Origin of the sequence: Streptomyces sp. NPDC008001, from assembly GCF_042958085.1 — a bacterium.
Taxonomy (GTDB): domain Bacteria; phylum Actinomycetota; class Actinomycetes; order Streptomycetales; family Streptomycetaceae; genus Streptomyces.
In genome coordinates this window covers 447,002-470,523 of the sequence record NZ_JBIBIZ010000005.1, presented here as the reverse complement: position 1 = coordinate 470,523, position 23,522 = coordinate 447,002, and the positions used below count along the sequence as shown (strand labels likewise).

At 71.9% G+C, this 23,522-nt stretch carries 21 protein-coding genes; 7 read left to right on the top strand and 14 right to left on the bottom strand.

Going from position 1 to position 23,522, the window contains the following annotated elements:
- Positions 1-68: 68 nt before the first annotated feature.
- Positions 69-1,514, bottom strand: a complete 1,446-nt coding sequence (locus ACFZCD_RS16195; protein ID WP_391831135.1) for an alkaline phosphatase PhoX — start codon at positions 1,512-1,514, stop codon at positions 69-71.
- Positions 1,515-1,700: 186 nt separating this feature from the next.
- Positions 1,701-3,230 (bottom strand): hypothetical protein, encoded by a 1,530-nt coding sequence (locus ACFZCD_RS16190; RefSeq protein ID WP_391831133.1) that lies wholly within the window; start codon positions 3,228-3,230, stop codon positions 1,701-1,703.
- A 379-nt stretch (positions 3,231-3,609) separates the two neighbouring features.
- On the opposite strand from ACFZCD_RS16190, the gene ACFZCD_RS16185 reads away from it, so the two are divergent.
- Together ACFZCD_RS16185 and dapA are read left to right on the top strand one after the other, a co-directional pair.
- Entirely contained in the window at positions 3,610-5,454 is a 1,845-nt protein-coding gene (locus ACFZCD_RS16185; protein ID WP_391831131.1) for an endonuclease/exonuclease/phosphatase family protein, read from the top strand.
- 78 nt (positions 5,455-5,532) lie between these two features.
- Complete coding sequence (gene dapA, locus ACFZCD_RS16180) at positions 5,533-6,438, top strand: 4-hydroxy-tetrahydrodipicolinate synthase (RefSeq protein ID WP_391831129.1); 906 nt, start codon at positions 5,533-5,535, stop codon at positions 6,436-6,438.
- Positions 6,439-6,497: 59 nt separating this feature from the next.
- Here dapA and dapD read toward each other — a convergent pair whose 3' ends face one another.
- From dapD to ACFZCD_RS16135, 9 genes are all read right to left on the bottom strand, one after another.
- Complete coding sequence (gene dapD / locus ACFZCD_RS16175) at positions 6,498-7,487, bottom strand: 2,3,4,5-tetrahydropyridine-2,6-dicarboxylate N-succinyltransferase (RefSeq protein ID WP_391831127.1); 990 nt, start codon at positions 7,485-7,487, stop codon at positions 6,498-6,500.
- A gap of 165 nt (positions 7,488-7,652) precedes the next feature.
- On the bottom strand, positions 7,653-7,991 hold the full coding sequence (locus ACFZCD_RS16170) for a metal-sulfur cluster assembly factor (protein WP_058044949.1): 339 nt from the start codon (positions 7,989-7,991) through the stop codon (positions 7,653-7,655).
- Entirely contained in the window at positions 7,988-8,461 is a 474-nt protein-coding gene (gene sufU, locus ACFZCD_RS16165) for a Fe-S cluster assembly sulfur transfer protein SufU (protein WP_391831125.1), read from the bottom strand. The genes ACFZCD_RS16170 and sufU overlap by 4 nt, the downstream gene beginning before the upstream one ends.
- Before the next feature lie 12 nt (positions 8,462-8,473).
- A complete protein-coding gene (locus ACFZCD_RS16160) occupies positions 8,474-9,730 on the bottom strand; it encodes a cysteine desulfurase (RefSeq protein ID WP_391831123.1) in 1,257 nt (418 codons plus the stop codon).
- The gene (gene sufC, locus ACFZCD_RS16155) at positions 9,727-10,494 is read right to left on the bottom strand and encodes a Fe-S cluster assembly ATPase SufC (protein WP_106679510.1); all 768 of its coding nucleotides are present in this window, start codon (positions 10,492-10,494) and stop codon (positions 9,727-9,729) included. Before sufC ends, ACFZCD_RS16160 begins: the two co-directional genes overlap by 4 nt.
- Positions 10,495-10,501: 7 nt before the next feature.
- Positions 10,502-10,828 (bottom strand): non-heme iron oxygenase ferredoxin subunit, encoded by a 327-nt coding sequence (locus ACFZCD_RS16150; RefSeq protein ID WP_391831121.1) that lies wholly within the window; start codon positions 10,826-10,828, stop codon positions 10,502-10,504.
- The gene (sufD, locus tag ACFZCD_RS16145; protein ID WP_391831119.1) at positions 10,825-12,006 is read right to left on the bottom strand and encodes a Fe-S cluster assembly protein SufD; all 1,182 of its coding nucleotides are present in this window, start codon (positions 12,004-12,006) and stop codon (positions 10,825-10,827) included. Before sufD ends, ACFZCD_RS16150 begins: the two co-directional genes overlap by 4 nt.
- An 89-nt stretch (positions 12,007-12,095) precedes the next feature.
- The gene (gene sufB, locus ACFZCD_RS16140; RefSeq protein WP_391831117.1) at positions 12,096-13,517 is read right to left on the bottom strand and encodes a Fe-S cluster assembly protein SufB; all 1,422 of its coding nucleotides are present in this window, start codon (positions 13,515-13,517) and stop codon (positions 12,096-12,098) included.
- Positions 13,514-14,323 (bottom strand): helix-turn-helix transcriptional regulator, encoded by an 810-nt coding sequence (locus ACFZCD_RS16135; RefSeq protein WP_391831115.1) that lies wholly within the window; start codon positions 14,321-14,323, stop codon positions 13,514-13,516. Before ACFZCD_RS16135 ends, sufB begins: the two co-directional genes overlap by 4 nt.
- Positions 14,324-14,551: 228 nt before the next feature.
- Between ACFZCD_RS16135 and ACFZCD_RS16130 the strand changes: the two genes are divergently transcribed.
- The 3 genes from ACFZCD_RS16130 to ACFZCD_RS16120 all read left to right on the top strand — a co-directional run bounded on the left by ACFZCD_RS16130 (position 14,552) and on the right by ACFZCD_RS16120 (position 17,376).
- The gene (locus ACFZCD_RS16130; RefSeq protein WP_391831113.1) at positions 14,552-15,511 is read left to right on the top strand and encodes an ABC transporter ATP-binding protein; all 960 of its coding nucleotides are present in this window, start codon (positions 14,552-14,554) and stop codon (positions 15,509-15,511) included.
- Positions 15,508-16,275 (top strand): ABC transporter permease, encoded by a 768-nt coding sequence (locus tag ACFZCD_RS16125; RefSeq protein ID WP_391831112.1) that lies wholly within the window; start codon positions 15,508-15,510, stop codon positions 16,273-16,275. The genes ACFZCD_RS16130 and ACFZCD_RS16125 overlap by 4 nt, the downstream gene beginning before the upstream one ends.
- Positions 16,276-16,377: 102 nt before the next feature.
- Entirely contained in the window at positions 16,378-17,376 is a 999-nt protein-coding gene (locus ACFZCD_RS16120) for a heme A synthase (RefSeq protein ID WP_391831110.1), read from the top strand.
- On the opposite strand, the gene ACFZCD_RS16115 is transcribed toward ACFZCD_RS16120, so the two are convergent.
- The 3 genes from ACFZCD_RS16115 to ACFZCD_RS16105 all read right to left on the bottom strand — a co-directional run bounded on the left by ACFZCD_RS16115 (position 17,349) and on the right by ACFZCD_RS16105 (position 19,850).
- The gene (locus ACFZCD_RS16115) at positions 17,349-18,395 is read right to left on the bottom strand and encodes an amidohydrolase (RefSeq protein WP_391831108.1); all 1,047 of its coding nucleotides are present in this window, start codon (positions 18,393-18,395) and stop codon (positions 17,349-17,351) included. The two genes, ACFZCD_RS16120 and ACFZCD_RS16115, sit on opposite strands and share 28 nt — an antisense overlap.
- Positions 18,396-18,476: 81 nt before the next feature.
- Positions 18,477-18,851 (bottom strand): hypothetical protein, encoded by a 375-nt coding sequence (locus ACFZCD_RS16110; protein ID WP_391831106.1) that lies wholly within the window; start codon positions 18,849-18,851, stop codon positions 18,477-18,479.
- A gap of 24 nt (positions 18,852-18,875) precedes the next feature.
- The gene (locus tag ACFZCD_RS16105) at positions 18,876-19,850 is read right to left on the bottom strand and encodes a heme o synthase (protein ID WP_391831104.1); all 975 of its coding nucleotides are present in this window, start codon (positions 19,848-19,850) and stop codon (positions 18,876-18,878) included.
- Between the two features lie 434 nt (positions 19,851-20,284).
- Between ACFZCD_RS16105 and tkt the strand changes: the two genes are divergently transcribed.
- Positions 20,285-22,372, top strand: coding sequence for a transketolase (gene tkt / locus ACFZCD_RS16100; RefSeq protein WP_391831102.1), 2,088 nt, complete (start codon positions 20,285-20,287; stop codon positions 22,370-22,372).
- A gap of 34 nt (positions 22,373-22,406) precedes the next feature.
- Positions 22,407-23,522, top strand: coding sequence for a transaldolase (tal, locus tag ACFZCD_RS16095; protein WP_391831101.1), 1,116 nt, complete (start codon positions 22,407-22,409; stop codon positions 23,520-23,522).

The following is a 23,522-nucleotide window of genomic DNA, read 5'->3' as shown; positions in this document are numbered from 1 at the left end:
TCAGGATTCCCGGCGGGGCTGCCGCCGGGGCTCCCCGGGGGCCCGGTGAGGGCCCGGCGGGGCTCCCCTCACCTGCCCTGACGCCGCCAGGGGCCGGTGATCGCCAGCATGATGCCGGGCTCCTGGATGTTGGCGAAGAGCGTCCTGCCGTCGGGCGAGAAGGTGACGCCGGTGAACTCGCTGTACTCGGGCTTCTGCGCGGTGCCATTGTTGAGTTCGTTGCGGGCGATGGGGTACGTGCGGCCGTCGTCCAGGGCGCCGAAGAGGTGCTGCACGCCCTCGCCGTCCTCGGCTATGACCAGGCCGCCGTGCGGGGAGACGGTGATGTTGTCCGGGCCGTCGAAGGCGCCGTCCCGCTCCGGGTGCCGGTTGACGCCGAAGCGGACCTTCAGGGTGAGGGTGCGGCGCCGGGGGTCGTAGAACCACACCTGGCCGTCGTGCTGGACGGGGCTCTCCTCGCGGGCGAAGGACGACACGACGTACGCGCCTCCGTCGCCCCACCACATGCCCTCCAGCTTGCGGGCGCGGGTGACCCCGCCGTCCTTGAACTGCTTGCGGACGGAGACCGATGCCGCGTCGCGGTCGGGCACGTCCACCCAGTCGACCCCGTACACCGTGCCGGGGCGGGTGGCGCGGGACAGGTCGTCGACGAACCGGCCGCCGGAGTCGAAGCACTTGAAGGCCTGCAGCCTGCCCGCGTCGTCGGCGAGCGTGCGCAGCCGGCCGCGGCCGTGCCGGAAGCCGGGCGGCGGCGTCCAGCGGTAGAACAGGCCGTTGGGGCCCGCCGCGTCCTCGGTGAGGTAGAGGTGGCCGCGGGAGGGGTCGGTGACGACGGCCTCGTGGGCGTACCGGCCGAGGGCCTTGACGGGCTTGGGAGCGCGATTGGCGCGGCGGTCGTGCGGGTCGACCTCGAAGACGTAGCCGTGCGTCTTCGTCATCCCGTTCTGGCCGGCCTTGTCCTCGGTCTCCTCGCAGGTCAGCCACGTGCCCCAAGGGGTCGCGCCGCCGGCGCAGTTGGTGGACGTGCCCGCGATGCCGACCCACTCGGCGGTGTGCTCGCCGTCGTGGGAGACCTCGACGACGGTGCAGCCGCCGGCCGCGGCGGGGTCGTAGACGAGGCCCTCGGCGAGCGGCACCGGGTGCTTCCAGTTGGCCCGGGGGCCCTTGAGCTCGTGGTTGTTGACGAGCAGGGTGGCGCCGCGGGGGCCTTCGAATGCGGCGGTGCCGTCGTGGTTGGACGGGGTGGGCTCGCCCGACTCCAGCCTGGTGACGCCCGCGCGGGTGACGACGCGGTACGAGAAGCCGGCCGGCAGGGCGAGGAGGCCCTTCGGGTCCGGCACGAGGGGCCCGTAGCCGGGCGGGACGGCGGGCCGGGGGCGGGGCCCGCGCGGCTCCGGCACGCCGGCGGCGAGCGCGCCGGGGGCACTGGCGAGGACCCCCACGCTGCCGGTCAGCGCCAGTCCGGCGCCGGCGAGGGTGGATCGCTTCGCGAAGTCTCTTCGGCTGAGGGTCATCTGCACTCCAGGGTCCGCGGGCTCACGCGCCTACGTTCCCGTTCCCCACCGAATAGCGTATGAACACCACGAGAAGCGCGCGGAACGGAGCGCGGGGCGCCCGGGAAACAACGCCCGGCGCCCCTTCGCACCGCTCCGCCGCGGGGCACGGGGCGTCTCCGCCCCGCCCCCGGCCCCGTAAGGGGATCAGCGTCGCTGGGAGCGGGCCTTGAAGGCCGCCTTGCGGGCTTCCTTGGCCACCTTCTTCTCCGGGTGGAGACGGCCCATCGCCTCCAGGACGTCCGCCGTCGCCGGGTGGTCCACCCGCCACGCCGCGTCGAAGAAGCCGCTGTGCTGCCCGACCAGGCCCTCCACCAGCCCGCGCAGCTCGTCCGTGTCGCCGGAGACGGCCAGCTGGGCGGCGATCGTGTCGACGGTCAGCCAGAAGACCATGTCCTCGCCCGGCTCGGGCACGTCCGCCGCACCGTGCTCGGCGAGCCACACGCGGGCGAGCCCGCCCAGCTCGCGGTCGTCGAGGACCTCCCGCACGGCCGGCTCGGCGCCGGTGCCGAGGAGGGAGAGCGTCTGCTGGCAGGCGAGGCGGCGCGACGGCCCGTCCGCGTCGCTGCCGCGCCCGGCGGCCAGCAGCTCGCGGGCCGCGTCCACGGGCGTCCGGCGGGCGAGCCACAGCTCGGCCTCCGCGCGGGCGGCCGTCTCCGGGTGGCCCGGCAGGGCGGCCAGGAGCGCGTCCGCGCCCTGGTCGGCGAGGTCGCCGACGGCGGGGGCGTCGACGCCCGCGTCCTGCATCCGGGCCCGGACGGCGAGGACGCCGAGCGGGGTGAGGGAGACCATGCCGTAGCGGCTGACGTCCTCCTCCTCGGGGCTCTCGGAGTCGACGGCGTCGACGGACTCGCGGATGTGGCCCTCGCCGTCGACCTCCTCGATGAGGGACTCGTCGACGGGCCGGTAGGCGATGATCCCGGTGGGCGCGAGCAGCCGGAACTGGTCGTCCAGGCGCATCATCGCGTCGGAGACCTCTTCGAGGATGTCGTCCGTGGGCTCGTCCATGTCGTCCGGCACGATCATGGAGGCGGCGAGCGCCGGCAGCGGTACGGGCCGCTCGGCGTCGCTCTGCTCCAGCGCGGTGAGCAGGTAGAGGTTGCCGAGGACGCCGTCGAGGAAGTCGGCCTCGCCCTCGGGGTCCCAGTCGAGGGAGTCGAGGTCGAGGTCGCCGCCCTCGGCGATCCGGTCGGCGATGTCGCCGAGGTCGGGCGCCGCGGCGTCGGCCAGGACGTTGTCGAGGCCGGCGAGCCACAGCTCCAGGATGTCGGCGGGGCTCCCGGAGGTGAGCGTGGCGAGCTCCTCCCCCGCGACGGCGGTGCCCCGGGGCTCGTCCTCGCCGGGCTCCCCGGCCTCATCGCCCACGGCGGCCCCACCGGTCTCACCGGTCTCGTCGAACTCCTCGAAGTCCACCAGCCCGGTGTCCAGCGCGTGCTGCCACGCGTCCATCGCGTAGGCGTCGCCGTCCTCGTCGCCCGCGAGCCCCAGGAGCTCCGTCGCCGCCCGCAGCTGCTCCGCGAGCAGCTCACCGCCGACCCCGACCGGGATGCCCTCCTTGCCGGCCCAGCGCGCGAGCTTCGCCGCGCGGGCGAGCAGCGGCGCGGCCAGCGCGTCGCGCGCGAGCTCCGCGTCGGAGGGGAGCCGCACCGGCGGCATGGTCGGACGGTCTCCGGACATCAGGGGGGTCTCTCCTCGTCGTGACGTACGTCGGGGCACATTCGGGGCACGTGCCGTGCGGCATGCCGCCTGACGTGCGGTGCGGCATGCGCGGGGCACGCGGCGCCGCGGACCGGGCGCGCTGCCCAAGCGTAGACGGGATTTCCGTCCGGCCGCCCGGTTCGGCGGACCGCCGACGGGCATTCGGCTGACGATTACCCGCGGAACCTTGACAACTTCCCTGGGCGCGCAAGACATTGACGCGCGTAGAGATCGTCAGGATCGCGTCAACGCGGGCTCCGGGACGTCAGCCGGCATCGTTCCTCGCCGGTCCCGCCGGCCCACGCCGCTCCGCTCCGTTCTCCGCCGTGCCCTTTCCCTCTCCCTACCGGAGGCCACCGTGCCCACTCCCCCGCCCTCCCGCCGCACCGCCCTGCGCAGACCCGCGGCCCTCGGCTCCCTCCTCGCCGGCGCGCTCGCGGCCGGGCTGCTCGCGGCCCCGCAGGCGGCGAGCGCCGAGGGCCTGCGCATCCACGACATCCAGGGCACCACCCGCATCTCCCCGCTCGCCGGCCAGAAGGTGTCGGACGTGCCGGGCGTCGTCACCGCCGTCCGCGCCTTCGGCGGCTCCCGCGGCTTCTGGCTCCAGGACCCGCACCCGGACCGCAACGACGCCACCAGCGAGGGCATCTTCGTCTTCACCGGCTCCACCACCCCGTCCGTGGCCGTGGGCGACGCCGTGACCGTGGCCGGCACCGTCACCGAGTACTACCCGGGCGGCGAGGCGGCCGGCCTGCAGTCGGTCACCCAGCTCACCAGGGCCACCTGGCACGTGCAGTCCTCCGGCAACGCCCTGCCGGCCCCGGTCCGGCTCCGCGCCTCGGAGATCCCGGACCGCTACGCGCCCGACGCGCACGGCGGCTCGATCGAGAAGCTGCCGCTGCGACCGGGCACGTACGCCCTGGACCGCTTCGAGTCGCTGGAGGGCATGCGCGTCTCCGTGCAGGACGCCCCCGTCGTCGGCGCGACCAGCCCGCACAAGGAGCTGTGGGTCACCGCCGAGCCCAAGCACAACCGCACGGGCCGCGGCGGCACGCTCTACGGCGCGTACCGCGACCCGAACGCCGGCCGCGTCAAGGTCGCCTCGCTGATCCCGTACGCCGAGCACGCCTTCCCCGTCGCCGACGTCGGCGACGAGCTGACCGGCACCACCGCCGGCCCGCTGGACTACGACAACTTCGGCGGCTACACCCTGCAGGCCACCCAGCTGGGCAAGCTCGCCGGCAAGGGCCTGAAGCGCGAGACCACCCGCAAGCAGCGCGGCGACGAGCTCGCGGTCGCCACGTACAACGTCGAGAACCTCTCGCCCAGGACGCCGCAGGCGAAGTTCGACCGGCTGGCGTCCGGGCTGGTCACCAACCTCGCGTCGCCCGACATCGTCGCGGTGGAGGAGGTCCAGGACAACGACGGCGTCACCGACGACGGCGTCGTGGACGCGGACCGGACCCTGAAGAAGCTCACGGACGCCGTCAAGGCGGCCGGCGGCCCGGCGTACGAGTGGCGGCAGATCAACCCGGTCAACGACCAGGACGGCGGCCAGCCCGGCGGCAACATCCGTACCGCGTTCCTCTTCAACCCCGCCCGGGTCTCGTTCACCGACACGCCCGGCGGCGGTTCCACGACCCCGGTGAAGGTCGTCCGCCAGGGCGGCAAGGCCGCGCTGTCCGCCTCCCCCGGCCGGGTCGACCCCGCGAACCCCGCGTGGAAGGACAGCCGCAAGCCGCTCGCGGGCCAGTTCACCTTCCGGGGGCAGCGGGTCTTCGTCGTCGCCAACCACTTCAACTCGAAGGGCGGCGACCAGGGCCTCGACAGCCGCTTCCAGCCCCCGGCCCGGTCCTCCGAGGTGCAGCGCAAGCAGCAGGCCCAGGCCGTGAACGGGTTCGTCAAGCAGCTGCTGGCCGCCGACCGGCAGGCGAACGTCATCGTCGCGGGCGACCTGAACGACTACCAGTTCTCGCCCGCGCTGAAGGCTCTCACCGCGGGCAAGGTCCTCACCGACCAGGTCGCGCGGCTGCCGCGCGACCAGCGCTACGGCTACGTCTACCAGGGCAACTCCCAGGTGCTGGACCACATCCTGACCAGCTCTCACGTGCGCCGCGTGGACTACGACATCGTCCACGTCAACGCGGAGTTCGCCGACCAGGCGAGCGACCACGACCCGCAGGTGCTGCGCTGGAAGCCGTAAAGCCGTAGCACTGCTTACACATCACGCCGAGAACAATTAAATAGACCTGTACGGTCGAGGGGGCGGAGAATCGCGTCCATGACGCTCACTCCTCCCGCCGGCCCTCCCGCCGGCCCCTTCGGCCGTACGGTCTGTGCCATGGTCACCCCCTTCACCCCGGAGGGGGAGCTCGACCTCGACGGGGCGCAAGCCCTCGCCGACCACCTCGTCGGGGAGGGCGGCTGCGACGGGCTCGTCCTCAGCGGCACCACCGGCGAGTCGCCGACCACCAGCGACGCGGAGAAGAGCGCGCTCGTCCGCGCCGTGGCGGAGGCCGTCGGCGACCGGGCGCGGATCACCGCGGGCGTCGGCACGGCCGACACCCGGCACACCGTCGAGCTGGCCCGGGCGGCCGAGGCGGCCGGGGCGCACGGGCTGCTGGTGGTGACCCCGTACTACAGCAAGCCGCCGCAGGAGGACATCGCCGAGCACTTCCTGACCGTGGCCGGCGCGACCGGCCTGCCGGTGATGCTCTACGACATCCCCGGCCGCACGGGCACCCGGATCGAGCCCGCCACCATGCTGCGGCTCGCCGAGCACCCGCGCATCGCCGGCGTCAAGGACTGCGCCTACGACATGCTGGGCAGCTCGAAGGTCATCGCCGCGACGGACCTCGCCTACTACTCGGGCTGCGAGGAGCTGAACCTTCCGCTGCGCTCGGTGGGAGGCGTCGGATACATCAGCACGGTCGCGAACGTCGCGGGCGGGGCGGTGGCGTCGGTGCTCGACGCGTACGACCGCGGCGACACCGCGGAGGCGGCCCGGCTGCACGCACGGCTGCTGCCCCTGATAGAGCTGATGATGGCGTCGGGCCTGCCGGGCACGGTGACGGCGAAGGCCCTGCTGAGCGCGCTCGGCCTGCCCGGCGGGCCGGTGCGGGCGCCGCTCCGCCCGGCGGCCCCGGAGCGCACGGAGGAACTGCTCCAGGCGTACAAGGGCCTCTGATCCCACGCGCGAGCGGCCGCACCCCCGGGCGGGGGCGCGGCCGCTCGCGCGAGCACGGCTCAGTTGTGGCTGTGCAGGATCTCGTTCAGGCCGCCCCAGCTGCTCTTGTACGGGCGGGCCTCGACGGCGCCCGTGGTGGAGTTGCGGCGGAAGAGGATGTTGTCGGCGCCGGAGAGCTCCAGCGCCTTGACGACCTGGCCGTCCGGCAGGGTGACGCGGGTGCCCGCGGTCACGTAGAGGCCGGCCTCGACCACGCACTCGTCACCGAGGGCGATGCCGATGCCCGACTCGGCGCCGAGCAGGCAGCGCTCGCCGATGGAGATGATCTGCTTGCCACCGCCGGAGAGGGTGCCCATGGTGGAGGCGCCGCCGCCGATGTCGGAGCCGTCGCCCACGACGACGCCCGCGCTGATGCGGCCCTCGACCATGGAGGTGCCCAGCGTGCCGGCGTTGAAGTTGACGAAGCCCTCGTGCATGACGGTGGTGCCGGCGGCCAGGTGGGCGCCCAGGCGGACGCGGTCGGCGTCGGCGATGCGCACGCCGGACGGGGCGACGTAGTCCGTCATCCGGGGGAACTTGTCGATGCTGGTCACCTGCAGGTGCAGGCCCTCGGCGCGGGCGTTCAGGCGCACCGTCTCGACCTGGTCGACGGCGACGGGGCCGATCGACGTCCAGGCGACGTTGGCGAGCAGGCCGAAGATGCCGTCCAGGCTCTGGCCGTGCGGCTTCACCAGGCGGTGCGAGAGCAGGTGCAGACGCAGGTAGGCGTCGTGGGCGTCGAGCGGCTTGTCGTCCAGCGAGGCGATGACCGTACGGACGGCCACGACCTCGACGCCGCGGCGCGGGTCCGGGCCGGCGGCCTTGAGGGCGTTCTCGCCGAGCAGCTCGTTGGCGCGCTCGGCGCTCAGCCGCTCGGTGCCGGCCGGGCCGGCGTCCTCGGTGAGCTCCGGGGCGGGGAACCAGGTGTCGAGGACGGTCCCGTCCTCGGTGATCGTGGCAAGGCCGGCGGCGACGGCGCCGGTGGTACGGGAGGCAACAGCATCGGTCATGTCCGAAAACCTAACCGGACGTGCCCTCCCGAAGCGAACCGGTCGCGCAGCATGCCGCCGATCGGCACCGGATGTCCGCCGGATCACAGCCCCGCACGGCGACAGCCCGCCTCCTGACCGGGGTCAGGGGCGGGCTGTCGCGGATGTCCTGCGCGGCAGGGCGGCTCAGACGTTGAAGCCGAGCGCGCGGAGCTGCTCGCGGCCCTCGTCCGTGATCTTGTCGGGGCCCCACGGCGGCATCCAGACCCAGTTGATCCGGAGCTCGTTGACGATGCCCTCGGTGGCCGACTTGGCCTGGTCCTCGATGACGTCGGTCAGCGGGCAGGCCGCGGACGTGAGGGTCATGTCGAGGGTGGCGATGTTGGCGTCGTCGATGTGGATGCCGTAGATCAGGCCGAGATTGACGACGTCGATGCCCAGCTCGGGGTCGACCACGTCGTAGAGGGCCTCGCGGACCTCTTCCTCGGTGGCCGGCTTGGTGGTCACCTCTGCGTTGTCACTCATGCGGTCTTCCTCGCAGTGTCTTCGGGGCCTTCGCCCAGGGCCTGGGCGGTCGCGTCCTTCCACGCCATCCAGCTCAGCAGAGCACACTTCACCCGGGCCGGATACTTGGAGACGCCGGCGAACGCGACCGCGTCCTCCAGCACCTCCTCCATGGCGTCGTCCGGCTCGATGCGGCCCTTGGACTGCATCAGCTCCAGGAAGGTCTCCTGGATCCGCTGCGCCTCCTCGAGCTCCTTGCCGACGAGCAGTTCGTTGAGCACCGAGGCGCTGGCCTGGCTGATGGAGCAGCCCTGGCCCTCGTACGAGACGTCCTCGATGGTGCCGCCCGCCAGGCGCACCCGCAGCGTGATCTCGTCACCGCAGGTCGGGTTGACGTGGTGTACCTCGGCGTCGCCGTCCCGCAAGCCCCGGCCGTGCGGGTGCTTGTAGTGGTCCAGGATGACGTCCTGGTACATCGAATCCAGCTTCACAAGATCCCCGCTCTACCCGAAGAAGTTCCGGACGTGCTCCAGACCCGCGACGAGGGCGTCGACCTCACCGGGGGTGGAGTACAGATAGAACGACGCCCGTGTGGTCGCCGGAATTCCGTACCGCAGGCAGACGGGCCGCGCGCAGTGGTGGCCGACGCGGACGGCGATGCCCTGCTCGTCGAGGACCTGGCCCACGTCGTGCGGGTGGATGTCGCCGAGCGTGAAGGAGATGGTGGCGCCGCGGTCCTCGGCCGTGGTGGGGCCGATGATCCGCAGGTCCGGGACCTCCTGGAGCCGGGTCACGGCGTACTGCGTGATCGCGTGCTCGTGCCGGGCGATGTTCTCCATGCCGATCGCGGAGAGGTAGTCCACCGCGGCGCCGAGGCCGACGGCCTGGGCGATCGGGGGCGTACCGGCCTCGAACTTGTGCGGCGCGGGGGCGTAGGTCGAGGAGTGCATCGAGACGGTCTCGATCATCTCGCCGCCGCCGAGGAACGGCGGGAGGTCCTCCAGCAGCTCCTGGCGGCCCCACAGGACGCCGATGCCGGTCGGGCCGCACATCTTGTGGCCGGTGAAGGCCACGAAGTCGGCCTGGAGGGCCTGGACGTCCAGCACCATGTGCGGGGCGGCCTGGGAGGCGTCGATCACGACGAGCGCACCGACCTCCTGGGCGCGCCGGACGATGGTCTCGACGGGGTTCTGCGTGCCCAGGATGTTGGAGACCAGCACGAACGAGACGACCTTGGTCTTCTCGGTGATGATCTCGTCGATGTCGGACAGGTCGAGCCGGCCGTCGTCGGTGAGGCCGAACCACTTCAGCTTCGCGCCGGTGCGCTGCGAGAGCAGCTGCCACGGAACGATGTTGGAGTGGTGCTCCATCTCCGTGATGACGATCTCGGTCTCGTGGTCGACCCGGTAGGGCTCGTCGGCCCAGCCGAGCATGTTGGCCACGAGGTTGAGCGACTCGGAGGCGTTCTTGGTGAAGATGACCTCGTCGCGGCTGGGCGCGTTGATGAAGGCGGCGACCTTGTCGCGGGCGCCCTCGTACAGCGCCGTGGCCTCCTCGGCGATGGTGTAGACGCCGCGGTGGACGTTGGCGTTGTGCCGCTCGTAGTACGCGTTGAGCGCGTCGAGCACCTGGCGCGGCTTCTGGGAGGTGGCCGCGGAGTCCAGGTAGACGATCTTCTTACCGTCGTGGACCGTGCGGTCCAGGATGGGGAAGTCCTTGCGAATCGCCTCGGTGTCGAGGAGGCCCGGCAGTATGGTCACGCGGTTACGCCGCCCTTCGTCTGGTAGGCCTCGTAGCCCTCGGACTCCAGCTTGTCGGCCAGCTCGGCGCCGCCGGACTCGACGATGCGGCCGCCGGAGAAGACGTGCACGAAGTCGGGCTTGATGTAGCGCAGGATGCGCGTGTAGTGCGTGATCAGCAGGGTGCCGACCTCACCGGTCTCGCGGACGCGGTTGACGCCCTCGGAGACCTGGCGCAGGGCGTCGACGTCGAGGCCGGAGTCGGTCTCGTCGAGGATCGCGATCTTCGGCTTGAGGAGCTCCAGCTGAAGGATCTCGTGGCGCTTCTTCTCACCGCCGGAGAAGCCCTCGTTGACGTTGCGCTCGGCGAAGGCGGGGTCCATGTTGAGGCGCTCCATGGCCTCCTTGACCTCCTTCACCCAGGTGCGCAGCTTGGGGGCCTCGCCGCGGATGGCGGTGGCGGAGGTGCGCAGGAAGTTGGAGACGGAGACGCCGGGCACCTCGACCGGGTACTGCATGGCGAGGAAGACGCCGGCGCGGGCGCGCTCGTCGACGGACATCTCCAGGACGTCCTCGCCGTCGAGGGTGACGGTGCCGCCGGTGATCGTGTACTTGGGGTGACCCGCGAGGGAGTACGCCAGGGTCGACTTGCCGGAGCCGTTGGGGCCCATGATGGCGTGGGTCTCGCCCTGCTTCACGGTCAGGTCGACGCCCTTGAGGATCTCGCGCGGGCCGTTCTCGGCTTCGACGGAGACGTGCAGGTCGTGGATCTCAAGCGTTGCCATGGGGAACTCAGGACTCCTGGGTGACGGAGACGAGCACGTCGTCCCCTTCGATCTTGACGGGGTATACGGGGACGGGGCGCGTGGCGGGCAGGCCGGAGGGCTTTCCGGTGCGCAGGTCGAAGCTGGAGCCGTGCAGCCAGCACTCGATGGCGCAGTCCTCCACCTCGCCCTCGGAGAGCGAGACATTCGCGTGCGAGCAGATGTCGTTGATGGCGAAGACCTCTCCCTCCGTGCGGACGAGGGAGACGGGGACGCCGTCGATCTCGACCCGCTTGGGGGTGTCCTCCTCCAGGTCGCTCAGCGCGGCCACTCGGACGTAGGGGGTCTCGCTCATGCCACCGACGCCTCCAGCTCGGCCTCGATCTTGGCGATGAGGCGCTCCTCGAGTTCCGGGATGCCGATCTGCTGGACCAGCTCGGCGAAGAAGCCGCGGACGACCAGGCGGCGGGCCTCGTCGGCCGGGATGCCGCGGGCCATCAGGTAGAACAGCTGCTCGTCGTCGAAGCGGCCGGTGGCGGAGGCGTGGCCGGCGCCGACGATCTCACCGGTCTCGATCTCCAGGTTGGGCACGGAGTCGACGCGGGCGCCGTCGGTGAGGACCAGGTTGCGGTTGAGCTCGTAGGTGTCGGTGCCCTCGGCCGCGGCGCGGATCAGGACGTCGCCGATCCAGACGGCGTGGGCGTCCTGGCCCTGCAGCGCGCCCTTGTAGGCGACGTTGCTGCGGCAGTGCGGGGTGTCGTGGTCGACGAAGAGGCGGTGCTCCTGGTGCTGCCCCTTGTCCGTGAAGTAGAGGCCGTAGAGCTCGGCCTCGCCGCCGGGGGCGCCGTAGACGACCCGGGGGTGGAGGCGGACCAGGTCGCCGCCGAAGGTGACGATGACGGACTTGAACGAGGCGTCGCGGCCGACCAGCGCGGTGTGCTGGGCGGCGTGCACCGCGGTGGCGTCCCAGTCCTGGACGGAGACGACGGTGAGCTTGGCGCCGTCGCCGACGAGGAACTCGACGTTGGCGGCGAGCGTGGTGTCGCCGGTGTGGTCGAGGACGACGACGGCCTCGGCGAAGGCGCCGACCTCGACGACCTGGTGGCCGAAGGCCACGCCGCCCTCGCCGTGCACGGAGATCGTGACGGGCTCGGTGAGCACGGCGTCCTTCGGGATCGAGACGACCGAGGCCTTCTCGAAGGAGCTGTAGGCCTGGGCGGCGACGCGGTCGACGGGCTTGCCGGCCCGGCCGAGGCGGGCGTCGTCGCGGCCGACGGTCTCCACGGTGACGCCCGCGGGGGCGCTCACCTCGACCTTGACGCCGCCGCCGTTCGCCACGGCGGTGCCGTCGTGCAGGCCGCGGAGGCGCTGCAGCGGGGTGAACCGCCACTCCTCCTCACGGCCGTGCGGCACGGGGAAGTCCGCGACGTCGTACGAGGCGGGGGCGCTCACGCGCGCGTCGATGGGCTGCTGGGGCCCGCCCACCTGGATGGCGCCGTCGGTCGTGCTGCCGGCGGGGGTGTTGTCAGCCATGGCTGTCGTCGTGCTCTCTTCCTGTCACAAAGGGTTCGCTGCGGTCGGGGGGCGTCCGTGCCCCTCCCCCGCCCGGGGGCGGGGGAAGGTCAGCCGACGGAGCCTTCCATCTGCAGCTCGATCAGCCGGTTGAGCTCCAGCGCGTACTCCATGGGGAGCTCGCGGGCGATCGGCTCGACGAAGCCGCGCACGATCATGGCCATTGCCTCGTCCTCGGAGAGACCGCGGCTCATCAGGTAGAAGAGCTGGTCGTCGCTGACCTTGGAGACGGTCGCCTCGTGGCCCATGGAGACGTCGTCCTCGCGGACGTCGACGTAGGGGTAGGTGTCCGAGCGGGAGATGGTGTCCACGAGCAGGGCGTCGCAGAGCACGTTCGACTTGGAGCCGTGGGCGCCCTCGCCGATCTCGATCAGGCCGCGGTAGGAGGTGCGGCCGCCGCCTCGCGCCACCGACTTGGAGACGATGTTGGAGGAGGTGTTCGGCGCCATGTGGACCATCTTGGCGCCGGCGTCCTGGTGCTGGCCCTGGCCGGAGAAGGCGATGGACAGCGTCTCGCCCTTGGCGTGCTCGCCCATCAGGTAGACGGCGGGGTACTTCATCGTCACCTTGGAGCCGATGTTGCCGTCGACCCACTCCATGGTCGCGCCCTCGTAGGCCACGGCGCGCTTGGTGACCAGGTTGTAGACGTTGTTCGACCAGTTCTGGATGGTCGTGTAGCGGCAGCGGCCGCCCTTCTTGACGATGATCTCCACGACGGCGCTGTGCAGCGAGTCCGAGGAGTAGATCGGGGCGGTGCAGCCCTCGACGTAGTGGACGTAGGCGTCCTCGTCGACGATGATCAGCGTCCGCTCGAACTGGCCCATGTTCTCCGTGTTGATCCGGAAGTAGGCCTGCAGCGGGATGTCGACGTGGACACCCTTCGGGACGTAGATGAAGGAGCCGCCGGACCACACGGCGGTGTTCAGCGAGGCGAACTTGTTGTCACCGACGGGGATGACCGTGCCGAAGTACTCCTGGAAGAGCTCGGGGTGCTCCTTCAGGGCGGTGTCGGTGTCCAGGAAGATGACGCCCTGGGCCTCCAGGTCCTCGCGGATCTGGTGGTAGACGACCTCCGACTCGTACTGGGCGGCGACACCGGCGACGAGGCGCTGCTTCTCGGCCTCCGGGATGCCCAGCTTGTCGTAGGTGTTCTTGATGTCCTGGGGGAGGTCCTCCCAGGTGGCCGCCTGCTTCTCGGTGGAGCGGACGAAGTACTTGATGTTGTCGAAGTCGATGCCGGTGAGGTCGGAGCCCCAGGTGGGCATGGGCTTCTTGTCGAAGAGCTTCAGACCCTTCAGACGCAGCTTGAGCATCCACTCCGGCTCGGACTTCTTGGCCGAGATGTCGCGGACGACCTCCTCGGAGAGGCCGCGCTTGGCTGCGGCACCGGCCACGTCGGAGTCGGCCCAGCCGTATTCGTACGTGCCCAGGCCTTCGAGCTCAGGGTGGGCAGTCTCCGTGGGGAGAGTCATGCGGGGTTCCTCCCGGCCGTGCTGGCGGATGCTGTGGTGGTCTCGGTCTTGCTCTTCGGGATGAACGTCGTGCACACCCCGTCGCCGTGGGCGATGGTGGCAAGACGCTGCACATGTGTCCCGAGCAGGCGGGAGAAGACTTCGGTCTCCGCCTCGCACAGCTGCGGGAACTGCTCGGCGACATGGGCGACCGGGCAGTGGTGCTGGCAAAGCTGTTCGCCGACCGGCGCGCTACGCGCCGTAGCAGCGTACCCGTCCGCGGTCAATGCCCTGGCAAGGGCCTCCGTGCGGGACTCGGGCGCCGCGGCCTCGAGCGCCTTGCGGTAGCCCTCGGCCTGGGCGGCCATGCGGGCCCGGGCGAAGGCGGCGACGGCCGCCTCGCCCATCTCGCCGCCGCCGGCGGCCTGCGCGATCCAGCGCAGGGCGTCACCGGCCAGCTTGTCGTAGGCCTGATCGAAGGCGTCACGGCCGCAGTCGGTGAGCGCGAAGGCCTTGGCGGGGCGGCCGCGGCCCCGGGCGCCGTAGACCCGCTTCTCGCGGGGCTCGACGACGCCCTCGGCGACGAGGGTGTCGAGGTGGCGGCGGACGGCGGCCTGGGTGAGCTCCAGGCGCAGGGCCAGCTCGGCCGCGGTGGACGGGCCGTGGTCGAGGATGGAGCGGGCGACGCGGTTGCGCGTGCCGCGCTGCTCGTCATGGCCGCGCTCCTGCTCGCGCACGGACCCGGGCGCAGCCTGCTGCGACCCGGCGGCCCGAGGTCCTCCCGGACCGGCCGCGGGGTCCTGCGAAGCTTCGCCCGCGTATTTCACAACACCATTGTTGCGTAATTGGCCGGAGACGGACAAGCCTCCCCCCGGCCATCCGGCGGTGGCCTCGATCACTAAGGGTTACCTAACAGGCACTTGGCGATCTTGCCCGGAGACGGCCGGAGCCCGGTCCCGGCCCGCGCCCCCGGGGTTTCCCGCGGCCGGCCCCTTCCGGATCCGGTTCCACCCCGGGGCCTCCCGGGACACGCCCGGCTTCGTAGACTTCCCGCCATGCGCAGCGTCTTCCCGGGGGACACCCCCGAGGCCTCAGGCCCGCCCGCGGTCGAGGTCCGCGGGCTGGTGAAGCGGTACGGACCGAAGACGGCGGTGGACGGCCTCGACCTGTCCGTCGCCCGCGGCGGCCTCACCGCCGTCCTCGGCCCCAACGGAGCCGGCAAGACCACCACGATCGAGACCTGCGAGGGCTACCGGCGCCCCGACGCGGGCACCGTCCGCGTGCTCGGGCTCGACCCCGTCGCCGACGCGGCGGCCCTCCGCCCCCGCGTGGGCGTCATGCTGCAGAGCGGAGGGGTGTACGCAGGGGCGCGCGCGGAGGAGATGCTGCGCCACGTCGCCGCCCTGCACGCCCACCCCCTGGACGTGCCGGCCCTCATGGACCGGCTGGGCCTGGGCGGCTGCGGCCGGACGCCCTACCGGCGGCTCTCCGGCGGGCAGCAGCAGCGCCTCGCGCTCGCCATGGCCGTCGTCGGCCGCCCCGAGCTGGTCTTCCTGGACGAGCCGACGGCCGGCCTGGACCCGCAGGCCCGCCACGCCACCTGGGACCTGGTGCGCGAGCTGCGCACCGACGGCGTCACCGTCGTCCTCACCACGCACTACATGGACGAGGCCGAGGCCCTGGCCGACGACGTCGCCATCATCGACAGCGGCAGGGTCATCGCCCAGGGCAGTCCCGAGCGGCTGTGCCGCGGCGGCGCGGAGAACACCCTGCGCTTCAGCGGCCGGCCCGGCCTGGACGTCGGCTCGCTCCTGAAGGCCCTGCCCGCCGAGTCGACGGCGGCGGAGCTCACCCCGGGCACGTACCGCGTGGGCGGCCGCATCGACCCCCAGCTGCTGGCCACGGTCACCACGTGGTGCGCGCAGAACGGCGTCATGCCGGACCGCATCGCGGTCGAGCGCCACACGCTGGAGGACGTCTTTCTGGAGCTGACCGGTAGGGAGCTGCGGGCATGAGTGCCGAGACCTTCGTCCCGCGGCCCGGCGCCGCGCCGCTTTCGCGGATGATCCGTGCGCAGGCCGCGCTGGAGACCCGCATGCTGCTGCGCAACGGCGAGCAGCTGCTGCTGACGGTGGTCATCCCCACCCTCCTGCTGGTGCTGTTCAGCGCCGTCGACATCGTCGACACGGGCGACGGCAAAGCCGTCGACTTCCTGGCGCCGGGCGTGCTCGCGCTGGCGGTGATGTCCACGGCGTTCACCGGCCAGGCCATCGCGACCGGCTTCGAGCGCCGCTACGGCGTCCTCAAGCGGCTCGGCGCGTCGCCGCTGCCGCGGTGGGCGCTGATGACGGCGAAGACCTGCTCGGTGCTGGTCACCGAGGTGCTGCAGGTGGTGCTGCTGACGGTGATCGCCTTCGCGCTGGGCTGGTCGCCGCAGGGCAACCCGCTCGCGGTGCTGCTGCTGCTCGTGCTGGGCACGGCGGCGTTCTCCGGGCTCGGGCTGCTGATGGCCGGCACGCTCAAGGCCGAGGTGACGCTGGCCGCGGCGAACCTCGTCTTCCTGCTGCTGCTGGTCGGCGGCGGCGTGATCGTGCCGATGGAGAAGTTCCCCGGCGGGGTGCGGGCGGTGCTGGAGCTGCTGCCGATCTCGGCGCTCTCGGACGGCCTGCGCGCGGTGCTCCAGCACGGTGCGGGCATGCCCTGGGGCGACCTCGGGATCCTCGCCGTGTGGGCGGTGCTGGGCCTCGGCGCGGCGGCGAAGCTCTTCCGCTGGGAGTGAGCCCTTCCGCCGGGTGAGCCCTTCGCCGGGAGCGAGGGCCCGGGAGGCGACTCCCCGGGCCCCTCGTGAACGCGTGCACAAGCTCCCCTTTACGATGAGGCCGTGCCGAAAACGCTGAACCCCCTCCAGATCGTCGCCGACCGCTGGCAGCCCTCCGCGCGCTTCGTCCGGCGGGCGGCCCTCGCCTGCGTGGCGATGGCCGTGGTCATCGTGGTGACGGGCGGCGCGGTCCGGCTCACCCAGTCGGGGCTCGGCTGCCCGACGTGGCCGACCTGCACCGAGGACAGCCTGACGCCCACCCCGCAGATGGGCATCAACGGCGTCATCGAGTTCACCAACCGCATGCTGACGTACGTGCTGTGCGCGATCGTCGGCGTGGCGATCGTGGCGGCACGCGCGCGTGCCCCGCGCCGCTACCCCCTGACGCGGCTGGGCTGGGCCCAGTTCTGGCTCATCGCGAGCAACGGCATCATCGGCGGCATCACGGTGCTGACGGGCCTCAACCCGTACATCGTGGCCCTGCACTTCCTGGCGGCGACCGCGCTGCTGACGGTGGCCGTGGTGATGTGGCACCGCGCGGGCGAGGGTGACGACGAGCCGCGCGACCTGGTGGCCCGGCCGGTGCGGCAGCTCAGCTGGGTCCTGGTCGGGGCGAGCGTCCTGCTGATCCTCGCCGGCACGGTGGTGACCGGCTCCGGCCGGCACGCGGGCGACGCCTCGAAGGACGTCCGCCGCATCCCGCTGGACTGGCGCGAGGTCACCCAGCTGCACGTCGACTTCGTCTACATCGTGGTCGGCCTGACCGTCGCCCTGTGGTTCGTGCTGCGGGCCGTGAAGGCTCCGGCGGTGCCGCGCCGGCGCGTGGCCGAGCTGTTCGCCGTGCTGATGCTCCAGGGCGTCCTCGGCTACGTGCAGTACTTCAACGACGAGCCGGAGCTGGTCGTCGGCGTCCACATGCTCGGCTCCTGCCTGGTGTGGATCGCCGTGCTGCGGGTCTTCCTGTCGCTGCGCGAGCGCGGCGGGCAGCCCGTCGTGCCCGCCCCCGCGGACGGGCACGAGGCCGTGGCGGAGGCTCAGCCGGCCGGCGCGTCCAGCCGGTAGACCCTGCGGGCGGTGCCGGCCGCGACGAGCGAGGCGATCCTGCGCGCGTCCGCCCACCGGCACCAGCCGTCGGCCACCCAGTCGCTCATCAGCCGGTCCATGGCCTGGGCGAACGACCGGGCGGCGACCACGTAGAGCTCCGCCAGGCCGCGCGCGCCGGAGGAGAACAGCAGCTTGCCGAAGGGTGCCTCGCGCAGCGTCTCGTCGGGGCGGCGCCCCACGTCCGCGTAGACGTGCGGGAAGGCCCCGGCGAGCTGTGCGGCCTCCCGGTGGTGCCAGGGGTCCGGCAGCAGCACCAGATCGCACCCCAGGCCCGTGGTGGCCCGCAGGAAGCGGGACAGCCGCAGCGGGTCGGAACAGTGCAGCTGGACGGGCAGGCCGGCGGCGAGCGCGCTCCACAGCAGGTGCCGGCCGAGGACGGGATCGTCCAGCCGGCCGCCCGGGCGGCGCGAGCGCAGCCACTGCGCGGCGGCCCTGCGCACCTCCGCCAGGCCCGGCGGGCTTCCGTCGCAGGAGGGGACGCTGCAGGCGAAGGCGGTGGCGCTGCGGGCGGCCGCGTAGAGGGCCTCGGCCGTGTACGCGGTGAAGGAGTCCGCGCTTCCCGACGTGTCGGCGACCTGCTCGGCGAGCGGTTCGAGCCGGACGACCTCGTGGGCGCTGCCGTCGGCGGCCCCGGCCAGCTCGGCGGCCGACGTGAGGGCGCTCGGCTCCCCCGTCTCCAGCAGGAACGCGCCGATGCCCGCGCCGCGCAGCAGCAGCTGCCCGGCCCGGTAGGCGCCCAGCTCGCGGCGGCGGGCCAGATAGCGGACGGGCGAGCAGTAGGGGTCCAGGCCGAGGAGCGGCGGGCACCAGCGGCGCAGCGCGAGCCCCGTACGGCTGTCGAAGAAGCTCGTGCCGGGCGGGGCCGGGCCCGCGGCGCCCGCGGCCGCGGCCAGGTGCGCCTCGAACCCGCCGAGCCCCAGTTCGCCGTGGACCGTGCCGTGGCTGTGCTGGTCGACGAGCGGCGGCATGCCGTCCATCCGCCCCCCTCGTGCCGTCCCCCACCCCGGGCGGCGCGTGCGCGACCGCCCCCCTTGCGGGTCTAACGGCCGAGGGGCGCGTCAGTTATCGGCGGGATTGCTCGGGCCGCCGATCTGCAGGCCGGCCATGCGCGACCACTCGTACGGGCCGGTGCGGACCTTGGCGGCGAGCTCGCCGTCGAAGTCGTCGTGGAGGGTCAGCCCGGCCTTCTCGGCGGCCTTCCGCGCGACGTCCATGGAGGGGGCGACGAGGTTGCCCCACTCACCGTTGGCGCCCACGAGGGCGACCCGGACGGTGCCGCGGGCGATGTGGGCCAGCTGGCCTTCGGCGGAGCCGCCGTGGCTCTTGGCGAAGGCGTCGATCTGACGGGCGAGCCGGGCGGCCTTACGGTCCGCCCGGGCGGCGGGAGCGGCCTGGGCTTCGGGAGCGGCCTGCGGGGTGGTGTCATCTGCCATGCCGCAGATGCTACCCACCAGTAATTAACGAAGGAAGGGATCCACGGCGACCGCGACGAACAGCAGCGACACGTAGGTGATGGACCAGTGGAACAGGCGCATCTCCTTGAGCTTCGCACCCGTGATGCCGGCGTTGGCGCGCACCTGCAGGGCATGCGCCTCCTTCAGCCAGAAGCCGCCCAGCGCGGCCGCGACGACCGTGTAGAACCAGCCGGTGTAGCCCAGCGGCTGCAGGGAGAGGGAGACGAGGACCATCACCCAGCTGTAGAGGACGATCTGCTTGGCGACCGCCTTGTTGCCGGCGATGACCGGGAGCATCGGCACGCCCACGCGCGCGTAGTCGTCCTTGACCTTCATCGACAGCGGCCAGTAGTGCGGCGGCGTCCAGAAGAAGATGACCAGGAAGAGGACGACGGCGGCCCAGGAGACCGAGTTCGCGACGGCCGACCAGCCGATGACGACCGGCATGCAGCCCGCGATGCCGCCCCACACGATGTTCTGCGCGGTGCGGCGCTTGAGGATCATGGTGTAGACGACGACGTAGAAGGCGTTGGCGCCCAGGGAGAGCATCGCCGACAGCGGGTTGACCAGGAACCAGAACCACAGGGTGGAGCCCACCGTCAGCACGGAGGCGAAGACCAGGCACTCCTTCGGGGAGACCATGCCGGTCACCAGCGGGCGCTGCGAGGTGCGGTCCATCAGGGCGTCGATGTCGCGGTCGAACCACATGTTGAACGCGCCGGCGCCGCCCGCGGACAGGTAGCCGCCGATGCAGGTGGCCAGGACCAGCCACAGGTCGGGCACGCCCCGGGCCGCGAGGAACATCACCGGCACGGTGGTCATCAGCAGCAGCTCGATGACACGCGGCTTGGTCAGCGCCACGAACGCCTTGGCACGGGCCCCGAACGGCCGGTGACCGGGGCTCTCAGCGAGCTCCCCCACTGCCTTGAAGGCGTGGGAGGTTCCCCCACCCGCAGGACGGGATTCGACGGCCGTCACGCACACCCCTGACAGAGATAAGGCCAGCAAGCACATCCGGGGCGGAATGCCCGGTAAAGACTTGCGCGTACCACGCCACTTTAGACGCAGGCGATGGCACGGCCTCCGCCGGGGTGGGTCGTGTTGGGGGCGCGCGCAACGGATCACAGGCGCGTCACCGCACGCCCCGGACGCCACCGCGGAGCTCCCCGGGACCTGACGGAACGGTCCGCTTCGGGAGGCGGGCGGGCGCGCCGCCCGGCAGGCTGGACCCAGGGCGCCGCACCCGCGGCGGGAATCCCGGCCGCCGCGATTCGGTTGCCCGCAAACGGGCAGCCGACTGTACGTCGAAAAGACGCACGTCCCCACAGGGGTAGGCTCGACCACGCCGCGTCGTGGCGGAACATACCGCCCCCGGCAGACAAGACCATGTGGAGAGGAGCCCTGATCCAAGGGTGAGCACCAAGCCGACCACCACAGACCTCGAATGGACCGAACTGGACCAGCGGGCCGTCGATACCGCCCGCGTCCTGGCCATGGACTCCGTGCAGAAGGTCGGCAACGGCCATCCGGGCACGGCCATGAGCCTGGCGCCCGCCGCCTACCTGCTGTTCCAGAAGATGATGCGGCACGACCCCAGTGACGCCGACTGGACCGGTCGCGACCGCTTCGTCCTCTCCCCGGGCCACACCAGCCTGACGCTGTACATCCAGCTGTTCATGGCGGGCTACGGCCTGGAGCTGTCGGACCTGAAGTCCTTCCGCACCTGGGACAGCAAGACCCCCGGCCACCCCGAGCACGGGCACACCCGGGGCGTGGAGACCACCACCGGTCCGCTGGGCCAGGGCATCGCCAACGCCGTGGGCATGGCCATGGCCGCCCGCTACGAGCGCGGCCTGTTCGACCCGGAGGCGCCGGAGGGCACCTCCCCGTTCGACCACACCATCTGGGCGATCGTCTCCGACGGCGACCTGGAGGAGGGCATCTCGGCCGAGGCCTCCTCGCTCGCCGGCCACCAGAAGCTCGGCAACATCGTCGCGCTCTACGACGACAACCACATCTCGATCGAGGGCGACACCGAGACGGCCTTCTCCGAGGACGTCCTCAAGCGCTACGAGGCCTACGGCTGGCACGTCCAGCGCATCGAGCAGGGCGCCAACGGCGACTTCGACATCCACGCGCTGCACGCCGCGCTGAAGGCCGCGCAGGAGGAGACCGAGCGCCCCTCGCTCATCGCCGCCCGCACGATCATCGCCTGGCCGGCCCCGAACGCCCAGAACACCGAGGCCTCGCACGGCTCCGCCCTGGGCGACGCCGAGGTCGCCGCGACCAAGAAGGTGCTGGGCTTCGACCCCGAGCAGCACTTCCAGGTCGAGGACGAGGTCTTCACCCACGTCCGCAAGGTCGTCGACCGCGGCCGCGAGGCCCACGCCACGTGGGACAAGCGCATCCAGGAGTGGCGCGAGGCCAACCCGGAGCGCGCCGCCGACTTCGACCGGATCAGCGCGGGCGAGCTGCCCGACGGCTGGGAGAAGGCCATTCCGGTCTTCCCGGCCGGCAAGGACGTCGCCACCCGCAAGGCCTCGGGCGAGGTCCTCAAGGCGCTGGGCGGCGTGATCCCCGAGCTGTGGGGCGGCTCCGCCGACCTCGCCGGTTCGAACAACACGACGATCGACGCGTCGTCGTCCTTCCTGCCGAAGGGCAACCCGCTGCCGGAGGCGAACCCCTACGGCCGCACCATCCACTTCGGCATCCGCGAGCACGCCATGGGCTCGACCATGAACGGCATCGCGCTGCACGGCAACACCCGCGTCTACGGCGGCACCTTCCTGGTGTTCTCCGACTACATGCGCCCGGCGGTCCGCCTGGCCGCGCTGATGAAGCTGCCGGTCACCTACGTGTGGACGCACGACTCCATCGGTCTCGGCGAGGACGGCCCGACCCACCAGCCGGTCGAGCACATGGCCGCCCTGCGCGCCATCCCGGGCCTGAACATGGTCCGCCCGGCCGACGCCAACGAGACGGCGATCGCCTGGCGCGAGATCACCAAGCGCCACACCGTCAAGCCCGCGCCGCACGGTCTGGCCCTCACCCGCCAGAACGTCCCGACGTACGAGGCGAACGAGGGCGTGGCCAAGGGCGGCTACGTCCTGTTCGAGGCCGAGGGCGGCCGCCCGCAGGTGATCCTGATCGGCACCGGCTCCGAGGTCCAGCTGGCCGTCGAGGCCCGCGAGCAGCTCCAGGCCGAGGGCATCCCGACCCGCGTGGTCTCGATGCCGTCCGTCGAGTGGTTCGAGGAGCAGGACCAGGCGTACCGCGACGGCGTGCTGCTGCCGGACGTCAAGGCCCGCGTCGCCGTCGAGGCGGGCATCGGCCTGACCTGGCACCGCTACGTCGGCGAGGCCGGCCGCATCGTGTCGCTGGAGCACTTCGGCGCCTCCGCCGACTACAAGGTGCTCTACCGCGAGTTCGGTCTGACCACCGAGGCCGTCGTCGCGGCCGCCCGCGAGTCGATCGAGCACGCCGACGCCAACCGCCGCTGACGCCCCCCACGAGCAAGTAGGAGATGCAGAACCCATGACAGACGCACTCAAGCGCCTCTCCGACGAAGGCGTCGCGATCTGGCTGGACGACCTGTCCCGCAAGCGCATCACGTCCGGCAACCTGGCCGAGCTGATCGACCAGAGCCACGTCGTGGGCGTCACCACGAACCCGTCGATCTTCCAGAAGGCGATCTCGGGCGGCGACGGCTACGAGCAGCAGCTCACCGACCTGGCCGCCCGCAAGGTCACCGTGGACGAGGCCATCCGCATGATCACGACGGCGGACGTCCGCGACGCCGCCGACATCCTGCGCCCGGTCTTCGACGCGACGAACGGCCAGGACGGCCGGGTCTCCATCGAGGTCGACCCCCGTCTGGCGCACGACACCAAGGCCACCGTGGCCGAGGCCAAGCAGCTGGCCTGGCTGGTGGACCGCCCCAACACGCTGATCAAGATCCCGGCCACCCGGGCGGGCCTGCCGGCCATCGCCGACGTGATCGGCAAGGGCATCAGCGTCAACGTCACGCTGATCTTCTCCCTCGAGCGCTACCGCGCGGTCATGGACGCCTACCTGACCGGTCTGGAGCAGGCCAAGGCCGCGGGCCTGGACCTGTCCCTGATCCACTCGGTCGCGTCCTTCTTCGTGTCCCGCGTGGACAGCGAGATCGACAAGCGCCTGGACGCCCTGGGCACCGACGAGGCCAAGGCGCTGCGCGGCAAGGCCGCCCTCGCCAACGCCCGCCTGGCCTACCAGGCCTACGAGGAGGTCTTCTCCTCGGACCGCTGGGCCGCCCTGGAGAAGGCCGGCGCCAACAAGCAGCGCCCGCTGTGGGCCTCGACCGGCGTCAAGGACCCGGCCTACAAGGACACGCTGTACGTGGACGACCTGGTCGCCCCGAACACGGTCAACACCATGCCGGAGGCCACCCTGGAGGCCACGGCCGACCACGGGCAGATCACCGGTGACACCGTCCGCGGCACGTACGAGCAGGCCAAGGCCGAGCTCGACGCGATCGCGAAGGCGGGCATCTCGTACGACGAGGTCGTGCAGCTGCTGGAGGACGAGGGCGTCGACAAGTTCGAGCAGTCCTGGAACGACCTGCTGAAGTCCACCGAGGCGGAGCTCAAGCGCCTCGCCCCGGAGGCGTGA

Excerpts from the sequence above, each read along its gene's own strand:
- ACFZCD_RS16195 (WP_391831135.1), bottom strand. The coding sequence starts at position 1,514 with ATGACCCTCAGCCGAAGAGACTTCGCGAAGCGATCCACCCTCGCCGGC.
- ACFZCD_RS16190 (WP_391831133.1), bottom strand. The coding sequence starts at position 3,230 with ATGTCCGGAGACCGTCCGACCATGCCGCCGGTGCGGCTCCCCTCCGAC.
- dapA (WP_391831129.1), top strand. The coding sequence starts at position 5,533 with ATGACGCTCACTCCTCCCGCCGGCCCTCCCGCCGGCCCCTTCGGCCGT.
- dapD (WP_391831127.1), bottom strand. The coding sequence starts at position 7,487 with ATGACCGATGCTGTTGCCTCCCGTACCACCGGCGCCGTCGCCGCCGGC.
- ACFZCD_RS16170 (WP_058044949.1), bottom strand. The coding sequence starts at position 7,991 with ATGAGTGACAACGCAGAGGTGACCACCAAGCCGGCCACCGAGGAAGAG.
- sufC (WP_106679510.1), bottom strand. The coding sequence starts at position 10,494 with ATGGCAACGCTTGAGATCCACGACCTGCACGTCTCCGTCGAAGCCGAG.
- ACFZCD_RS16150 (WP_391831121.1), bottom strand. The coding sequence starts at position 10,828 with ATGAGCGAGACCCCCTACGTCCGAGTGGCCGCGCTGAGCGACCTGGAG.
- sufD (WP_391831119.1), bottom strand. The coding sequence starts at position 12,006 with ATGGCTGACAACACCCCCGCCGGCAGCACGACCGACGGCGCCATCCAG.
- sufB (WP_391831117.1), bottom strand. The coding sequence starts at position 13,517 with ATGACTCTCCCCACGGAGACTGCCCACCCTGAGCTCGAAGGCCTGGGC.
- ACFZCD_RS16130 (WP_391831113.1), top strand. The coding sequence starts at position 14,552 with ATGCGCAGCGTCTTCCCGGGGGACACCCCCGAGGCCTCAGGCCCGCCC.
- ACFZCD_RS16125 (WP_391831112.1), top strand. The coding sequence starts at position 15,508 with ATGAGTGCCGAGACCTTCGTCCCGCGGCCCGGCGCCGCGCCGCTTTCG.
- ACFZCD_RS16115 (WP_391831108.1), bottom strand. The coding sequence starts at position 18,395 with ATGGACGGCATGCCGCCGCTCGTCGACCAGCACAGCCACGGCACGGTC.
- ACFZCD_RS16110 (WP_391831106.1), bottom strand. The coding sequence starts at position 18,851 with ATGGCAGATGACACCACCCCGCAGGCCGCTCCCGAAGCCCAGGCCGCT.
- tal (WP_391831101.1), top strand. The coding sequence starts at position 22,407 with ATGACAGACGCACTCAAGCGCCTCTCCGACGAAGGCGTCGCGATCTGG.